The 15,394-nt window shown below is 72.8% G+C and carries 14 protein-coding genes; 3 read left to right on the top strand and 11 right to left on the bottom strand.

What is annotated here, in order from left to right; translation table 11 throughout:
- Positions 1-74 precede the first annotated feature (74 nt).
- Positions 75-1,073: an aldo/keto reductase gene (locus ACIQGV_RS35330; RefSeq protein WP_402502462.1), complete on the top strand. Its 999-nt coding sequence runs from the start codon at positions 75-77 to the stop codon at positions 1,071-1,073.
- 61 nt (positions 1,074-1,134) lie between these two features.
- Complete coding sequence (locus tag ACIQGV_RS35325) at positions 1,135-2,340, top strand: PQQ-dependent sugar dehydrogenase (protein ID WP_402502459.1); 1,206 nt, start codon at positions 1,135-1,137, stop codon at positions 2,338-2,340.
- Positions 2,341-2,351: 11 nt separating this feature from the next.
- Here the strand turns inward: ACIQGV_RS35325 and ACIQGV_RS35320 are convergent, their stop codons facing one another.
- From ACIQGV_RS35320 to ACIQGV_RS35290, 7 genes are all read right to left on the bottom strand, one after another.
- Complete coding sequence (locus tag ACIQGV_RS35320; protein WP_402502456.1) at positions 2,352-2,546, bottom strand: DUF6191 domain-containing protein; 195 nt, start codon at positions 2,544-2,546, stop codon at positions 2,352-2,354.
- 55 nt (positions 2,547-2,601) lie between these two features.
- Positions 2,602-5,643 carry an AAA family ATPase gene (locus tag ACIQGV_RS35315; protein ID WP_402502453.1) on the bottom strand — a complete coding sequence of 1,014 codons (3,042 nt, stop codon included), beginning with the start codon at positions 5,641-5,643 and terminating at the stop codon, positions 2,602-2,604.
- A 386-nt stretch (positions 5,644-6,029) separates the two neighbouring features.
- The gene (locus tag ACIQGV_RS35310) at positions 6,030-6,230 is read right to left on the bottom strand and encodes a hypothetical protein (RefSeq protein ID WP_402502450.1); all 201 of its coding nucleotides are present in this window, start codon (positions 6,228-6,230) and stop codon (positions 6,030-6,032) included.
- Between the two features lie 158 nt (positions 6,231-6,388).
- Positions 6,389-7,030 (bottom strand): hypothetical protein, encoded by a 642-nt coding sequence (locus ACIQGV_RS35305; protein WP_402502446.1) that lies wholly within the window; start codon positions 7,028-7,030, stop codon positions 6,389-6,391.
- A gap of 35 nt (positions 7,031-7,065) precedes the next feature.
- Complete coding sequence (locus ACIQGV_RS35300; protein ID WP_402502443.1) at positions 7,066-7,641, bottom strand: GNAT family N-acetyltransferase; 576 nt, start codon at positions 7,639-7,641, stop codon at positions 7,066-7,068.
- Positions 7,619-9,847 (bottom strand): MMPL family transporter, encoded by a 2,229-nt coding sequence (locus ACIQGV_RS35295; protein WP_402502440.1) that lies wholly within the window; start codon positions 9,845-9,847, stop codon positions 7,619-7,621. The genes ACIQGV_RS35300 and ACIQGV_RS35295 overlap by 23 nt, the downstream gene beginning before the upstream one ends.
- 170 nt (positions 9,848-10,017) lie before the next feature.
- Positions 10,018-10,491, bottom strand: a complete 474-nt coding sequence (locus tag ACIQGV_RS35290; protein ID WP_402502437.1) for a hypothetical protein — start codon at positions 10,489-10,491, stop codon at positions 10,018-10,020.
- A 202-nt stretch (positions 10,492-10,693) separates the two neighbouring features.
- Between ACIQGV_RS35290 and ACIQGV_RS35285 the strand changes: the two genes are divergently transcribed.
- A complete protein-coding gene (locus tag ACIQGV_RS35285) occupies positions 10,694-11,542 on the top strand; it encodes an SAM-dependent methyltransferase (RefSeq protein ID WP_402502434.1) in 849 nt (282 codons plus the stop codon).
- A 60-nt stretch (positions 11,543-11,602) separates the two neighbouring features.
- Here ACIQGV_RS35285 and gatB read toward each other — a convergent pair whose 3' ends face one another.
- From gatB to gatC, 4 genes are read right to left on the bottom strand one after another with little or no spacing between them, the layout of a single operon-like run.
- Positions 11,603-13,117: an Asp-tRNA(Asn)/Glu-tRNA(Gln) amidotransferase subunit GatB gene (gene gatB, locus ACIQGV_RS35280; protein ID WP_402502430.1), complete on the bottom strand. Its 1,515-nt coding sequence runs from the start codon at positions 13,115-13,117 to the stop codon at positions 11,603-11,605.
- A 15-nt stretch (positions 13,118-13,132) separates the two neighbouring features.
- Entirely contained in the window at positions 13,133-13,375 is a 243-nt protein-coding gene (locus tag ACIQGV_RS35275) for a hypothetical protein (protein WP_402502427.1), read from the bottom strand.
- Positions 13,372-14,865: an Asp-tRNA(Asn)/Glu-tRNA(Gln) amidotransferase subunit GatA gene (gene gatA, locus ACIQGV_RS35270; protein WP_402502425.1), complete on the bottom strand. Its 1,494-nt coding sequence runs from the start codon at positions 14,863-14,865 to the stop codon at positions 13,372-13,374. The genes ACIQGV_RS35275 and gatA overlap by 4 nt, the downstream gene beginning before the upstream one ends.
- Positions 14,866-14,869: 4 nt before the next feature.
- On the bottom strand, positions 14,870-15,166 hold the full coding sequence (gene gatC / locus ACIQGV_RS35265) for an Asp-tRNA(Asn)/Glu-tRNA(Gln) amidotransferase subunit GatC (protein WP_386383472.1): 297 nt from the start codon (positions 15,164-15,166) through the stop codon (positions 14,870-14,872).
- Between the last annotated feature and the right edge of the window lie 228 nt (positions 15,167-15,394).

Below are 15,394 nucleotides of genomic sequence, written 5' to 3'. Positions count from 1 at the left end.
GTCAGGAGGCTATGCCAGGGGCACGGGGCACAGAGGTTAGGTTGGGGTGCCAAGAGAGGGAGGGTCACGACCAGGTGGACCGCAGGACGATCGGCGCGGGGGCGCTCTCGGTGGGGGCCGTCGGGCTCGGGTGCATGCCGATGAACTGGGCGTACAGCACGTCGCGGCAGCGCGGCGACGAGTCGCTCAGGGCGGTGCACGGGGCGCTCGACGCGGGCTCGTCGCTGCTGGACACGGCCGACATGTACGGGCCGTTCACCAACGAGCTCCTGCTGGGCCGGGTGTTGAAGGAACGGCGCGGGGACGCCTTCGTGTCGACCAAGGTCGGTCTGCTGGTCGGCGAGCAGCACATCGTCGCCAACGGCCGCCCCGGCTATGTGAAGCGGGCCTGCGACGCGTCCCTGCGGCGCCTGCAGACGGACGTGATCGACCTCTACCACCTGCACCGCGCCGACCCGGAGGTGCCGGTGGAGGAGACCTGGGGCGCGATGGCGGAGCTCGTCCGGGCGGGCAAGGTGCGGGCGTTGGGCCTGAGCGCGGTGGGTGTGCGCGGCGGCCGCCGCCCCGGGACGCGGCTGTACGACACGACGGTCCGGCAGTTGCAGCGGGTGCAGCAGGTCTTCCCGGTGAGCGCGGTCCAGGCGGAACTGTCGGTGTGGTCGCCGGAGGCGCTGCGGACGCTGCTGCCCTGGTGCACGGCGCGCGGCATCGGCTTCCTGGCGGCGATGCCGCTGGGCAACGGGTTCCTCACCGGCACGCTCACACCCGGCGAGGGCTTCGAGCCGGACGACATGCGGGCCCGCCACCCCCGCTTCACCGCCGAGATGATGGCCGCGAACCAGCCGGTCGTCGCCGGGCTGCGCCGGGTGGCCGCCCGGCACGGCGACGGGGTCACCGCCGCGCAGGTGGCGCTCGCCTGGGTGCTGGCGCAGGGGCGGCACGTGGTCCCGGTGCCGGGGACGAAGCGGAAGCGCTGGGCGGTGGAGAACGCGGGCGCGGCGGAGCTGCTGCTGACGCCGCAGGACCTGGCCGAGCTGGCGGGACTGCCTCCGGCGCGGGGATCCTGGGACTGACGGGCCCGCGTGCCGTGGGGCGAGGTGCCGGGATCGGGAACCCGCGGGGCGCGAGCGGTGTATGAGAGAGGGAAGGCGCCGCGTCGAAGGGACCATGATCGTGCAAAGTCGAGCTGTGACGGCCGTGCTGGCCGCGGCCACGCTCCTGCTGACGGCCGGCTGCTCCTCCGGCGACGGCGGAGGCGATCCGCCGGGCGGCGCGAGCAGCAGGGGATCCGGCGGTACGGCGACGGGCTCGCCCTCGCCGGGGCCCGCCGAGAAGACGCCTCCGGCGAAGGGCTCGGTGAAGGTCGTCCGCACCGTCGCCGAGGGCCTGGACACCCCCTGGGGCCTGGCCCCCCTGCCGGACAGCGGCCTGCTGGTCTCCTCTCGCGACGAGGCCACGATCACCCGGGTCGACCCGGCGACCGGCGCGAAGACCGAGCTGGGCGAGGTGCCGGGGGTGTCCCCGGAGGGCGAGGGAGGGCTGCTGGGCATCGCGCTGTCCCCCGACTTCGCCTCGGACCACATGGTCTACGCGTACTTCACCTCCGCCTCGGACAACCGCATCGTGCGGATGCTGTACGACGCGAAGAAACCGGCCGGTGAACAACTGGGCGCGCCGGACACGGTGTTCAAGGGCATTCCCAAGGGCTTCGTGCACAACGGCGGCCGGATCGCCTTCGGTCCGGACGGGATGCTGTACGCGGGCACCGGCGAGAGCGGGAACACCGGCCTGTCCCAGGACGAGGAGTCCCTGGGCGGCAAGATCCTCCGGCTGACCCCGGAGGGCGAACCGGCACCGGGCAACCCCTTCCCCGACTCCCCGGTGTACTCCCTCGGCCACCGCAATGTGCAGGGCCTGGCCTGGGACGACAGACAGCGGCTGTTCGCCGCGGAGTTCGGCCAGGACACCTGGGACGAGCTCAACGCGATCCGGCCGGGCGGCAACTACGGCTGGCCCGAGACCGAGGGCCGCTCCGGCGACGGCGACTTCGTCGATCCCCTGGCCCAGTGGCACACCTCGGAGGCGTCCCCCAGCGGGATCGCCCAGGCCGAGGGCTCCGTGTGGATGGCGGGTCTGCGCGGCGAGCGGCTGTGGCGCATCCCGCTGAAGGGCACGGCGGCCTCGGCCGACCCTCAGTCGTTCCTGGAAGGCGAGTACGGCCGGCTGCGCACGGTCGTCTCCGCGGGCGGCGGCAAGCTCTGGCTGGTCACGAGCGAGACCGACGGGCGCGGCTCACCCGAGGACGGGGACGACCGGATCCTGGAGCTGGAGGTGAGCTAGAACAGGCCGCCTCACGGTCGGCCGGTTTCCTCCTGGGTGCCGGCCGGGCCGGAGGCCCTGACGACCACCTTTCCGGACGCGAGGTCTATCGGCCCGCGCCCGGGATCGTTGTCGCCGACGTCCTCCCGGCTCAGCTCCAGCCGTTTCCGCTCGTCATGGGTGTGCTTGCGGCCCGGGGCGAAGAGCTCCTCAAAGGCATTGAACATCGTTCGTCCTTCCCGGGCCGACTGCGGTCTTCGCCCATTGTCGCGCCACCGGCCGTCATGCCGCCCCCGGCGGGAACAGATCGAGCCGATGGGCCACCGCGGCCGCCTCGCCCCGGCCGGAGACACCGAGCTTGGCGAGGATGTTGGAGACGTGGACACTGGCCGTCTTCGGGGAGATGAAGAGTTCCTCGGCTATCTGGCGGTTGGTGCGGCCCGCGGAGACCAGCCGCAGGACGTCACGCTCCCGGCCGGTGAGGCCGAGGGCCTCGGCCGGGTCGGCGGCCGCGAGGGCCGGCGGAGCGGTGCGGTCGAGGGTGAGGCGGGCGCGCTGGGCGAGCCGCGCGATCCGTTCGGCCAGCGGACGTGCGCCGAGGTGGCGGGCGGCCGCGAGGGACAGACGCAGCAGCTCGGTGGCGCGGTCGCGGTCCTCGTCGGCCGGCCCCGTGCCGGTGATGAGCAGGGCCTCGGCCAGCCGGTGCCGGACGCGGGCGAGGTCGTAGGGGCGTTCCAGCCGCTCGAAGGCGGTGACCACCTGCGACCAGATGTCCGGATCCGCACCGTGCCGGGCGCGGTGCAGCTCGGCGCGTACCCACAGGTCGTGGGCGAGCCAGACGGGCGCGCTCGTGGCGATGCCCTTCGCGGCGTCCGCGATCCGCTCCAGCGCCTCCTCCCCGTCCCCGGCCGGCACGGGTCCGGCGGGCGGCGCTTCGGCGGCGTCGGCCTCGGCGGTCGCGGCGGCGACCAGGAGCGGCCAGCCGTAGAGCTGGGTGCCGGGCGGGAGGCCGGACTCCAGGGCGCGGACGAGTGCGGTGCGGGCGTCGGGCAGACGGCCCTCCCGCGCGGCGAGGCCCAGGGCGAGGGTGGTCAGGGGCAGCCACTGCTGGGGCATGGCGTCGTGTGTCCCGAAGTGGCAGTGCGCGGAGGCCAGTTGCCGGACGGCCTCGGCCATGTCGCCGCGGGCCAGGGCGATCTGGGCCAGGACCATGGCGGCGGAGCCCTGCGGTTTGGCGCCCTGGCCGTGATGCTGGGCCGCGGTGGCGGCGTCGGCGGACTCGTCCCAGCGGCCAAGGGCGTACAGGGTCTCGGCGAGGTTCGCCCACACCCATGCCTCGGAGTGCCGCAGGCCGAACTTCCGGGTGTACTCGGTCCCTTCGCGCAGGATCGGGACGGCCTCCTGGGAGCGTCCGACGGCGTCCAGGCCGTGCGGGAGGTTCACATAGGCGCGGCCGGCGACCGGTGCGATGCCCTCGCGCAGGGCGAGCTCCTTGACCTCGGCCAGTTCCGCGAGCCCGGCGGCGGAGTCACCGGCGTCGACGACGAGGACTCCGAGGGTGACGCGGGCGTTGAGCTCGATCTCGCGGGCGCCCACCATGCGGGCGTACTCCACGGCCCGCTCGGCGGCGGCCAGGGCGTCGGGGCCGGGCTCGTGCAGCATCGACCAGTTGGCGGCGCTGACCAGCACCTCGGCGTGCACCTCCGACGGCGGCAGACCGCGGACCAGTTCCTGGGCCTGTTCCAGCTCGGCCCGGCCGTCACCGCGGGCCTGGGCCTGGACGATCCGGGAGCGCTGGATCCAGAACCAGGCCGCGCGCAGGGGTTCGTGCTCGTCCTCCAGCAGCCGCAGGGCCCGCTTGGTGATCTTCAGCGCGCGTTCGCGTTCGCCGCAGAAGCGTCCCGCGAGGGCGGCCTCCGCCATCAGGTCGAGGAAGCCGAGCGAGGCGGTCTCGGGGTCGCAGCCACAGAACGCCTCGGTGTAGTCGGTGAGGCGCAGGGCGGCCCGGGTGTCCTCGGGAGCGGTGTCCCACAGCTCCATCGCGCGTTCCAGGAGCCGCAGCTGCTCGGCGTAGGCGTGGCGGCCGCGGGCGGAGGCGGAGGCGTCGAGGACGGCCGGCAGGGCCTTCGCGGCGTCGTGCGCGTGGTACCAGTAGCTGGCCAGGCGGGTGACGCGCTCGTCGGCGGGCACCAGCGTGGGGCCGGCCTCCAGGGCCAGCGCGTAACGCCGGTTGAAACGGGCGCGCTCGCCGGGCAGCAGATCGTCGGCGACGGCCTCACGGACCAGGGAGTGGCGGAAGCGGTAGCCGTCGCCGTCGGGTGTGGGGGTGAGGATGCCGGCGTTCACGGCGGCGCGCAGGGCCTCGATGAGGTCGTCCTCGGCGAGGCCGGCGACGGCCGACAGCAGCCGGTGCTCGACGGTGGAGCCGCCCTCGGCGACGATCCGGGCGACCTGCTGGGCGGTGTCCGGCAGCCCCTCGACCCGGACGAGCAGCAGGTCGCGCAGGGAGTCGGTCAGACCGGTGGGACAGCCCTCGCGGGCGGCGACGGCGAGTTCCTCGACGAAGAAGGCGTTGCCGTCGGAGCGGTCGAAGATCGCGTCGATCCGGGCGGCGCCGGGTTCGGCGGCCAGGATGCCCGCGATCTGGCGGCCGACCTCCTCGCGGTTGAACCGGCCGAGTTCGAGGCGGCGTACGGTGCGCAGCCGGTCGAGTTCGGCGAGCAGGGGGCGCAGCGGATGGCGGCGGTGGATGTCGTCGGCGCGGTAGGTGGCCAGGACGACGAGACGGCCGGTGCGCAGGGTGCGGAAGAGGTAGGCGAGCAGATGACGGGTGGAGGCGTCGGCCCAGTGCAGGTCCTCCAGGGCGACGACGACCGTGCGGTCGGCCGCGGCACGTTCCAGGAGGCGGGCGGTGAGCTCGAAGAGACGGGCCGTGCCCTCCTCGTCGTGCCGGCCGGCCCCGGTGTCGCCCAGCTCCGGCAGCAGCCGGGCGAGGTCCTCCTCCTGGCCGGCGGCCGCGGCGGCCAGTTCGTCGGGCAGGGCGCGGCGCAGGGCGCGCAGCGCGGCGGAGAAGGGGGCGAAGGGCAGTCCGTCGGCGCCGATCTCCACACAGCCGCCGACCGCGACGACGGCTCCGGCGCGGGTGGCCGCGTCGGTGAACTCCTCGACGAGCCGTGTCTTGCCGACCCCCGCCTCACCGCCGACGAGAAACGCCTGCGGCTCCCCCTCGGCGGCGCGGGAGAGCGCTTGGTTCAGCGCCTCCAGCTCCTCGGTACGGCCGACGAACACGGGACTGACGGACCTGGTCTGCACGGCAGTGAGCATCGCACGGTGCCCGCCGGAACCGGCACCGGTTTTGCGCGGGGCAGACACGCACAGGACCGTCGGACCCGGGTCCGACGAGGGAAGTTCCCGGGTACCGACGGTCCTGCTCCGGCCCCCGCCGCGGGGAGCCGTGGTGCTGAGGCCCCCGGTGCCGGGGGGTGGTGCGACGAGGGCCCTGGCGTCAGGGCCTGCCGGGGCGGAGTTTCCCGTACCGGATCCCGCGGCGCCGGGATCTCCGGCGTCGGGGGCCGTGGCGCCGAGGCGGTCCCCGGCGTCGGGGCCGGTGATGCCGTGGTCCCCGGTGCCGGGGCCCGGTGGAGCGGGGGATCCGGTGCCGGGGGGTGCGGCGGGAAGGGCCTGGTTCGCCGCGGGGCCCGTGGCCGTGGTCACGCGGTGCGCGGTGACCGGAGCCGGCGGGGGCGGCGGCTATGCGACTCCGGCTCGGCGGAGCGTACGCCGGCTTCCCTGCGCTCGGCCTCGGCGCGGGCGGCCCGGCGGCTGCGGACCGCCTCGCGGGCCAGGCGCTCGTCCGCGGCGCGGCGGATCAGCTCGGCGGAACGCATCTGCTGGATCTCGTACTCGTACATGTCGTCTCCCTGGTGAGGGCCCGGTGTCGGCCTCGCTCTGTGCGATGCCTCCACCTTCGTCCGCCAGGGGGGTCCGCCACATCGGGAGAGTTCCGCATCTTCCGAGGTGGTGGGGGCCTTAGACGTACCTGAGGAGCCTCTGCCCGCGTCTAAGGCCCTTATGCGGAGGGAAGGCCGAGCAGGACGTCCGTGTACTTCAGGACGGCCAGCAGCAGGCCGATCACGCCGAGGGAGACACCGGCCCAGGAGACGGACCTGATCCAGGGGGCCTGCGGCCTGCCGGGCGCCCCGAAGGCGGGCCGGACCAGCACCACCACGCCCACGATCAGCGCGGCGAGCGCGAACGCGCCGGCCCACAGGGCACTGGCGTGCCAGGCGTCGCCGTAGCCCTCCTTGACCATCGTGGCCACACTGGAGGACGAGGAGGTCTCCATCTGGCCGATGAGCGACTCACGCGCGGAGGCCACGGTGCCGATCCAGCCACCGGTGAGCGACACCAGGCCCAGCGCGGCGGAGACGACGGCCCCGGCGCCCTGACCGACCCCGGAGGGGCCGGCCTCCGCCAGGCCCTCGTCCTCGTCCGCGTCCACGTCCTTCTCGCCGGACTCCTGCGCGGCCTCCTCGCCGTGCTCGGCGGTCTCGGCGCGCTCGGCGGTCTCGGCGTGCTCGGCGGTCTCGGCGTGCTCGGCGGTCTCGGCGGTCTCGGCGGTCTCGGCGGTCTCGGCGCGCTCGGTCTCGGTCTCGGCGGTCTCAGGAGCCTCGGTGCCCGCCCCGGTCCCGTCCACAGTCTTCGTTCCCATGCCCCGCACCGTACGGACGGAGTCTGAGAGGTCCCTTAACGATCGCCGCGGCCGTCGCGCTGCCGGGCCGCACGCCACTCGGGCGCGAGGACCGACCAGATCTCCATGTCCAGCCGCTCCCCGTGGTGGAGGTAGCTCTCGCGCTGGACGCCGTCCCGGTTCATGCCCAGACGGCGGGCCACGTTCAGGCTGGCCGTGTTGCCCGTGGCGGCGTTCCACTCCACCCGGTGGATGCCCCGGTCGAGGACGGCGTGGTCGATGAGCACCCGCATCGCGCGCGTGACCAGCCCCCGCCCGGTCGCGGCGGGCTCCAGCCAGCAGCCGACCTCGCAGTTGCCCTGCGCGGCGTCGAAGTTCAGGAAGAGCACCCCGCCGACGAGCCTGCCGTCCAGCCACAGGCCGTGCAGGGAGGCGGTGTCGGCGGCACGCCAGTCGGTGTACCGCTGGAGCGCCTCACGCGCGGAGGCGACGTCGACGGCACGGGAGCCGAAGGGCACGAACCGGTTGATGAACTCCCGGCCCCGCTCCAGGTGCGCGAGGAACTCCTCGGCGTGCCAGGGCTCCAGGGGGCGCAGCTCGGCCCCGTCCTCACCCAGCGATATCGCGTACATCCCGCTCCAGTTCCTGCTCGAACTCCCGGTCGACATCCGCGAGCTTCTCATGCGCGGCGCGGCACTCGGGCGGTTCGATGCTGATGCGGGGCAGGCGCCGGTCGAGCCAGCGGGGCAGCCACCAGTTGGCGCCGCCGAGCAGATGCATCAGGGCGGGCACCAGGAGCGTGCGCAGGACGAAGGCGTCGAGGGCGACGGCGGCGGCGAGCGCGATGCCGAACATCGCGATGACCCGGTCGCCGCTGAGGACGAAGGCGAGGAAGACCGAGATCATGATGACCGCGGCGGAGTTGATCACCCGGCTGGTCTCGGCGAGGCCGACCCGGACCGCGCGCCGGTTGTCGCGGGTCTCCAGCCACTCCTCGTACATCCGGCTGACCAGGAACACCTGGTAGTCCATGGAGAGGCCGAACAGCACCGACACCATGATCACGGGCAGGAAGGGCTCGATGGGGCCCGCGCGGCCGAGGCCGAGCAGTTCGCTGCCCCAGCCCCACTGGAAGATCGCGACGACGACCCCGAAGGAGGAGGCGACGGCGGCGACGTTCATGACGGCGGCCTTCAGCGGGATGCCGATCGAGCGGAAGGCCAGCAGGAGCAGCACACAGCCGAGGCCGATGACCACGCCGACGAACAGCGGCAGCTTGCCGACGATCACGTCCGCGAAGTCGTCGTAGCCGGCCGTGACCCCGCCGACGTGCAGATCGAGCGAGGTGCCCGACTCCGCCCGCGGCAGCACCTCGGTGCGCAGACGGTCGACCAGGTCGCTGGTGGCGCCGGACTGCGGCGAGGACTCGGGGACGACGGTGAGGTACGCGGTGTCGCCGCCGGTGTTGTAGGTGACGGGGGTGACGGCGGCGACGCCCTCGGTGGAGCGCAGGGCGCTGTCGAGGTTGTCCAGGGCGAGCCGGTCCTCGGCGCCGTGCACCTCCCCGACGAGGGTGAGCGGGCCGTTCACGCCGGGGCCGAAGCCGTCGGCGAGGAGGTCGTACGCCTGGCGTGTGGTCGAGGTCTCGGGGTTGTTGCCCTGGTCGGAGGAGCCGAGGCGCAGGGAGAACGTGGGCAGGGCGAGCAGCGTCATGACCACGAGCGCGATCGCGCCGAGCTTCTTGGGGTGCCGCTCCACGAACGCGGACCAGCGGGCGGCGAAGCCGGTGGGCAGCTCGGGCTCGGGCCCGTGCTCGGCGAGGCGGCGCCGCTCGCGGCGGCTGAGTGCCCGCGTGCCGATCAGCGACAGCAGCGCGGGCAGCAGGGTCACGGAGGCCGCGACGGTGAGCACGACGGTGAGCGAGGCGGCGACGGCGACGCCGTTGAGGAAGTTCAGGCGCAGGATCAGCATGCCCAGCAGGGCGATGCACACGGTGGCCCCGGCGAACACGACCGCGCGTCCGGTGGTGGCGACGGCGTCGACGGCGGCCTCGTCGGCGTCGAGGCCGCGCTTGAGACCGCGCCGGTGCCGGGTGACGACGAACAGGGCGTAGTCGATGCCGACGCCGAGCCCGACGAGCATGCCGAGCATCGGCGCGAAGTCGGCGACGGTCATGGCGTGGCCGAGCAGCTCGATGCCGAAGTAGGCGGTGCCGACGCCGATCAGCGCGGTGGCGATGGGCAGCAGCGAGGCGGCGAGCGAGCCGAAGGCGAGGAACAGCACGACCGCGGCGACGGCCACTCCGACGATCTCGGCGACATGGCCGCCGGAGGACTCGGTGAGGGCGATGCCGTTGCCGCCGAGCTCCACCTGGAGCGTGTCGGTCCCGGCGGCCTTCGCCGTGTCGACGACGGCCCGCACCTGGCCCGGGTCGAGGTTCTCGGCGGACTCCTCGAACGTGACGGTGGCGTACGCGGTACGGCCGTCCTGGCTGACACGGTCCGCTCCGTGGCCCTTGTAGGGGCTGGTCACCGCGGCGACCCCGGGCAGCTCGGCGATCCTGTCGAGGGTGCGGGTCATCGTCTGCTCGACCCCGGCGGCGCGGACGCTGCCGGAGCCGGTGTGCCAGACGACGGTGTCGCTGTCCCCGTCGAGACCGGGGAAGCCGTCCCCGAGCAGTTCGGTGGCACGGCCCGACTCGGTGCCGGGGACCTCGTAGTCGTTCGAGTACGCCGAGCCGGCGACGGTGGCGGCCGCGGTCACCCCGCCGAAGGCGAGGAGCCACAGCAGGACGGCGACCAGACGGTGCCGGACACACCAGCGTGCAAGGGCTGACACGAACGAGCTCCCCGTGTGGTGACGTGTGGATCTTTGACCGGGAACAGTCGCTCATGTGCTGAACGGCCCGCAAAGAACTGATGAGCTATACCGTGGCCACTCTTGCAGGGAGAAGTGATCCTTTGGCCGTTTCGTGTGCTTGTTCACATGTGACGTAAACCGGTCGCCCGTCAGTCGAACTGGTCACCCAGCGCCATGATCATCACCCCGGCGATCAGCAGCCACAGCGCCCTGCGCGTACGGCCCCGCGACCCCAGGACGGCAGCGAGGACGCACACGGCGGCACCGAGGGCGTAGGCGGCCGGGACGAGCCGTGAGACGGGGGCGGTGAGCCGGAGGACGGCCGCGGCGATCCCCGCGAGCGCCAGCGCGGCCCCGGCGGTGACGGAGGCCCAGCGGGCCCGCCGCGCGTCGGCGTACTCGGCGTCGTCGATGCCCTCGGCGCCGTCGGCGTACTCGGCGTGCTCGCCCCGCCCGGCGTGCTCGGCGTCATCGGCGTGCTCGACCCGCTCGGCGCCGTCGGCGTCATCGGCGTGCTCGCCCCGCTCGTCCGCCTCGCCCCGCTCGCCCTGCTCGTCTTGCTCGTCTTGCTCGTCGCGCTCGGTGGCCGTGCGATCTTGGCCGGAATCAGGGGGTCCACTCATGGCGGGCGAGCGTAGCGGGTGGGGCCGGGAAATCCGGATGCGGGGTCCGGCAGGGCCCTGCTAGCGTCCACCGGTCCGCCCGCGCGGCCGTGCGCGCCCCTGCCCGCCGCCGCCCTGCCGAAGAAGGTGCGTTGTTTGAAGGTCCGGCCGAGCTCCGACGCCACCCTGCTCGTTCTTCAGGACTCAAGGAGCCCGTTCACCGATGTCCGACATCGTCTCCAGGACCTCGCACACCTCTCACACTGATCTCACCGGTCTCTCCGATCCCGCTGACCCCACTGATCTGACCGACCGGATCGCCCTCGCCCGCTGCCCGCGCAGCGCGCGCTACGACGCCCGCTGGGCCGTCGAGAACCAGATGGGCCCGAACGCGCTGTGGCTGCTGGAATGGCTGGCCCCGGCCCTCGGCCTCGACTCCCTGCCGTCCGGCGCCCGGGTGCTCGACCTCGGCTGCGGCCGGGCCATGACGTCCGTCTTCCTCGCCAAGGAGTACGGCGTCCAGGTCACGGCCGCCGATCTGTGGATCGCGCCGGAGGAGAACGCCGTACGGATCGCCGAGGCCGGTGTCGCCGACCTGGTGCGGCCGGTGCGCGCCGAGGCGCACGACCTGCCCTTCGAGGAGGAGAGCTTCGACGCGATCGTGTCCGTCGACGCGTACCAGTACTTCGGTACCGACGACCTCTATCTGCCGACACTGACCCGGCTGCTGAGGCCGGGCGGACGGATCGGGGCCGTCGTCCCGGCGCTGCGCGAGGAGATCGAGGGCGCCGAGCCGCCCGCCCATCTCGCGCGGTGGTGGGACCCGGGCTACTGGTGCTTCCACTCCCCCGCCTGGTGGCGCCGGCAGTGGACGCGCAGCGGGGCCGTGACGGTCGAGACGGCCGACTGGCTGACCGACGGCTGGCGCGAGTGGCTGCTGTGGTGCGAGGTCGTCGCCGACGAGAGCCGGGACGACTGGCACGTCCGGATGGCCGGACAGGTCGCCGAGATGCTGCGTGAGGACCGGGGCCGGACCCTGGGCTTCGCGCGCGTGGTGGGCCGCCGCAGCTGAACACACCTGGGGGGTGCGCCGGATTCCGGCGCACCCCCCAGGGTCTCGACGCGAAGGGACTCAGCCCTCGCTGACGCCCAGCTTCTCCAGGATCAGCTCCTTGACGCGGGCCGCGTCGGCCTGGCCGCGGGTGGCCTTCATGACCGCGCCGACCAGGGCGCCGGCCGCGGCGACCTTGCCGCCGCGGATCTTGTCCGCGACACCCGGGTTGCCGGCGATGGCCTCGTCGACGGCGGCGGTCAGCGCGCCCTCGTCGGAGACCACCTTCAGACCGCGCTTGTCGACGACCTCGTCCGGGGTGCCCTCGCCCGCGAGGACGCCCTCGATCACCTGACGGGCGAGCTTGTCGTTCAGGTCTCCCTTGACGACCAGCTCGGTGACGCGGGCCACCTGCGCCGGAGTGATGGCCAGCTCCTCCAGCGACCTGCCGGACTCGTTGGCGCTGCGGGCCAGCTCGCCCATCCACCACTTGCGGGCGGAGGCGGAGTCGGCACCGGCGTCGATCGTGGCGACGATCAGGTCCAGCGCGCCGGCGTTGAGGATCGCCTGCATGTCCGTGGCGGAGATGCCCCACTCCGCGAGGAGGCGGGTGCGGCGGGCCAGCGGCAGCTCGGGCAGCGCCGCGCGGATCTCCTCGACCCACTCACGGGAGGGCGCCACGGGGACGAGGTCGGGCTCCGGGAAGTACCGGTAGTCCTCGGCCTCCTCCTTCACGCGGCCCGAGGTGGTGGACCCCGTGTCCTCGTGGAAGTGGCGGGTCTCCTGGATGATCGTGCCGCCGGAGGACAGCACGGCCGCGTGCCGCTGGATCTCGAAGCGGGCCGCGCGCTCCACGGACCGCAGCGAGTTCACGTTCTTCGTCTCCGAGCGGGTGCCGAACTTCTCGGTGCCGTTCGGGCGCAGCGACAGGTTCACGTCGCAGCGCATCTGGCCCATCTCCATACGGGCCTCGGAGACGCCGAGCGCCTTGATGACCTCGCGCAGCTCGCGGACGTACGCCTTGGCGACCTCCGGCGCGCGCTCGCCCGCACCCTCGATCGGCTTGGTGACGATCTCGATCAGCGGGATGCCGGCGCGGTTGTAGTCGAGCAGGGAGTGGGACGCGCCGTGGATACGGCCGGTGGCGCCGCCGACGTGGGTCGACTTGCCGGTGTCCTCCTCCATGTGGGCGCGCTCGATCTCCACCCGGAAGGTCTCGCCGTCCTCCAGCTGCACGTCGAGGTAGCCGTTGAAGGCGATCGGCTCGTCGTACTGGGAGGTCTGGAAGTTCTTCGGCATGTCCGGATAGAAGTAGTTCTTCCGGGCGAAGCGGCACCACTCGGCGATCTCGCAGTTCAGCGCGAGGCCGATCTTGATCGCGGACTCGACGCCGGTCGCGTTGACGACCGGCAGCGCGCCGGGCAGGCCGAGGCAGACCGGGCAGGTCTGGGTGTTGGCGTCCTGGCCGAGCGCGGTCGAGCAGCCGCAGAACATCTTGGTCTTGGTGCCGAGTTCGACATGGACCTCAAGGCCCATGACGGGGTCGTACGACGCCAGCGCGTCCTCGTACGACACCAGGTCGGTCGTGGTGGTCACGGTGAAACTTCCCTCTCAGCCCAGCAGGACGTCGTCGTCGCCCAGCCGCTTCAGCTCGCGGTAGAGGATGGCGAGGCCGGTGACGATCGCGGCGGCGGACACGGCGGCGTCGATCAGGCGCAGCGTGTCGCTCTCCGTGCGGGCCTTCTTGGCCTGCTTGGCGACGGTGACCGCACCGAACGCGGTGGTGGCCATGGACAGGTACAGACCGGACTTGGACTTCTTGAAGCCCTTGGCCTTGGACAGTGCCTTACTCACAGCGACGGAGCCTCCTCGATCAGCGGGTGCCCCCACTTTTCCACGAAGGCGGCCTCGACGGCGGCGCCGACCTTGTACAGCCGGTCGTCCTTCATCGCCGGGGCGATGATCTGGAGGCCCACCGGGAGGTTGTCCTCCGGGGCGAGGCCGCAGGGCAGCGACATGGCCGCGTTGCCCGCGAGGTTGGTCGGGATGGTGCACAGGTCCGCGAGGTACATCGCCATCGGGTCGTCGGCGCGCTCGCCGATCGCGAAGGCGGTGGTCGGGGTCGTCGGGGAGACGATCACGTCGACCTGCTCGAAGGCCCTCTCGAAGTCGCGCGTGATGAGCGTGCGCACCTTCTGGGCGCTGCCGTAGTACGCGTCGTAGTAGCCGCTGGACAGGGCGTACGTGCCGAGCATGATGCGGCGCTTGACCTCGGGGCCGAAGCCCGCCTCACGGGTGAGGGAGGTGACCTCCTCGGCCGAGTGGCTGCCGTCGTCGCCGGTCCGCAGGCCGTAGCGCAGGCCGTCGAAGCGGGCGAGGTTGGAGGAGCACTCGGACGGCGCGATCAGGTAGTACGCCGACAGGGCCAGGTCGAAGGACGGGCAGTCCAGCTCGACGATCTCGGCGCCGAGCTCCTTGAGCAGCTCGACCGACTCGTCGAAGCGCTGGATGACACCGGCCTGGTAGCCCTCGCCGCGGAACTGCTTGACCACGCCGACGCGCATGCCCGCGACGCTGCCGTTGCGGGCGGCCTCGACGACCGGGGGGACCGGGGCGTCGATGGACGTGGAGTCCAGTGGGTCGTGGCCGGCGATGACCTCGTGCAGCAGGGCCGCGTCCAGGACCGTGCGGGCGCAGGGGCCGCCCTGGTCGAGGGAGGAGGAGAAGGCGACCATGCCGTAGCGGGAGACCGCGCCGTACGTCGGCTTCACGCCGACCGTGCCGGTGACGGCGGCCGGCTGGCGGATGGAGCCGCCGGTGTCGGTGCCGATGGCGAGGGGCGCCTGGAAGGAGGCGAGGGCCGCGGACGAACCGCCGCCGGAGCCACCGGGGATCTTGGTCAGGTCCCACGGGTTGCCGGTGGGGCCGTAGGCGCTGTTCTCCGTCGACGACCCCATGGCGAACTCGTCCATGTTGGTCTTGCCGAGGATGACGACGTCGGCGGCCTTCAGCCGCTTGGTGAGCGTCGCGTCGTACGGCGGGATCCAGCCTTCGAGGATCTTGGAGCCGACGGTGGTCGGGATGCCCTCGGTGGTGAAGATGTCCTTGAGCGCGAGAGGGACACCGGCCAGCGGGCCGAGCTTCTCGCCGCGCTCGCGCTTGGCGTCGACGGCGCGGGCCTGCGCGAGTGCGCCCTCACGGTCGACGTGCAGGAAGGCGTGCACCTTCTCGTCGACGGCCTCGATGCGGGCGAGGTGGGCCTCGGTGACCTCGACGGCCGTGAGCTCGCCGGAGGCGATCTTCTCGGCGGTCTCGGCCGCGGTGAGCTTGATGATGTCCGTCATGGGATCAGTCCTCCCCCAGGATCTGCGGCACCTTGAAACGCTGCTGCTCCTGGGCCGGGGCGCCGGAGAGCGCCTGCTCGGGGGTGAGCGACGGACGCACCTCGTCCTGGCGCATGACGTTCGTCAGCGGGAGCGGGTGCGAGGTCGGCGGTACGTCTTGGTCGGCGACCTCGCTGACGCGTGCGACCGCGCCGATGATGTCGTCGAGCTGGCCGGCGAAGTGTTCGAGCTCTTCGGGCTTCAGCTCCAGACGCGCCAGCCGGGCGAGGTGGGCGACCTCCTCGCGCGTGATGCCAGGCATGCAGCGATCCTCTGGGGTGAGTGTGTGTGTTTTGGAGCCAATCCTAGGGGGCGGCGGGCCGTGCCCGTGAAACGGCCGAGGCTCGTCGGCCGCCGTACCGTGCGGGACTGCGCGGGAAGTGGCCGTCGTGGAACTCCCGGACCTCCGGCCGGCTCTCCCGGCGAAAGCACCCGAAGCGCTCCGCTGCGGGCGGAGGGGACGGCGAACAGACCGGCCACAGAACCGCGG

Source organism: Streptomyces sp. NPDC093094 (genome assembly GCF_044754345.1).
Taxonomy (GTDB): Bacteria; Actinomycetota; Actinomycetes; order Streptomycetales; family Streptomycetaceae; genus Streptomyces.
This window is presented reverse-complemented; position numbering and strand designations above follow the sequence as displayed.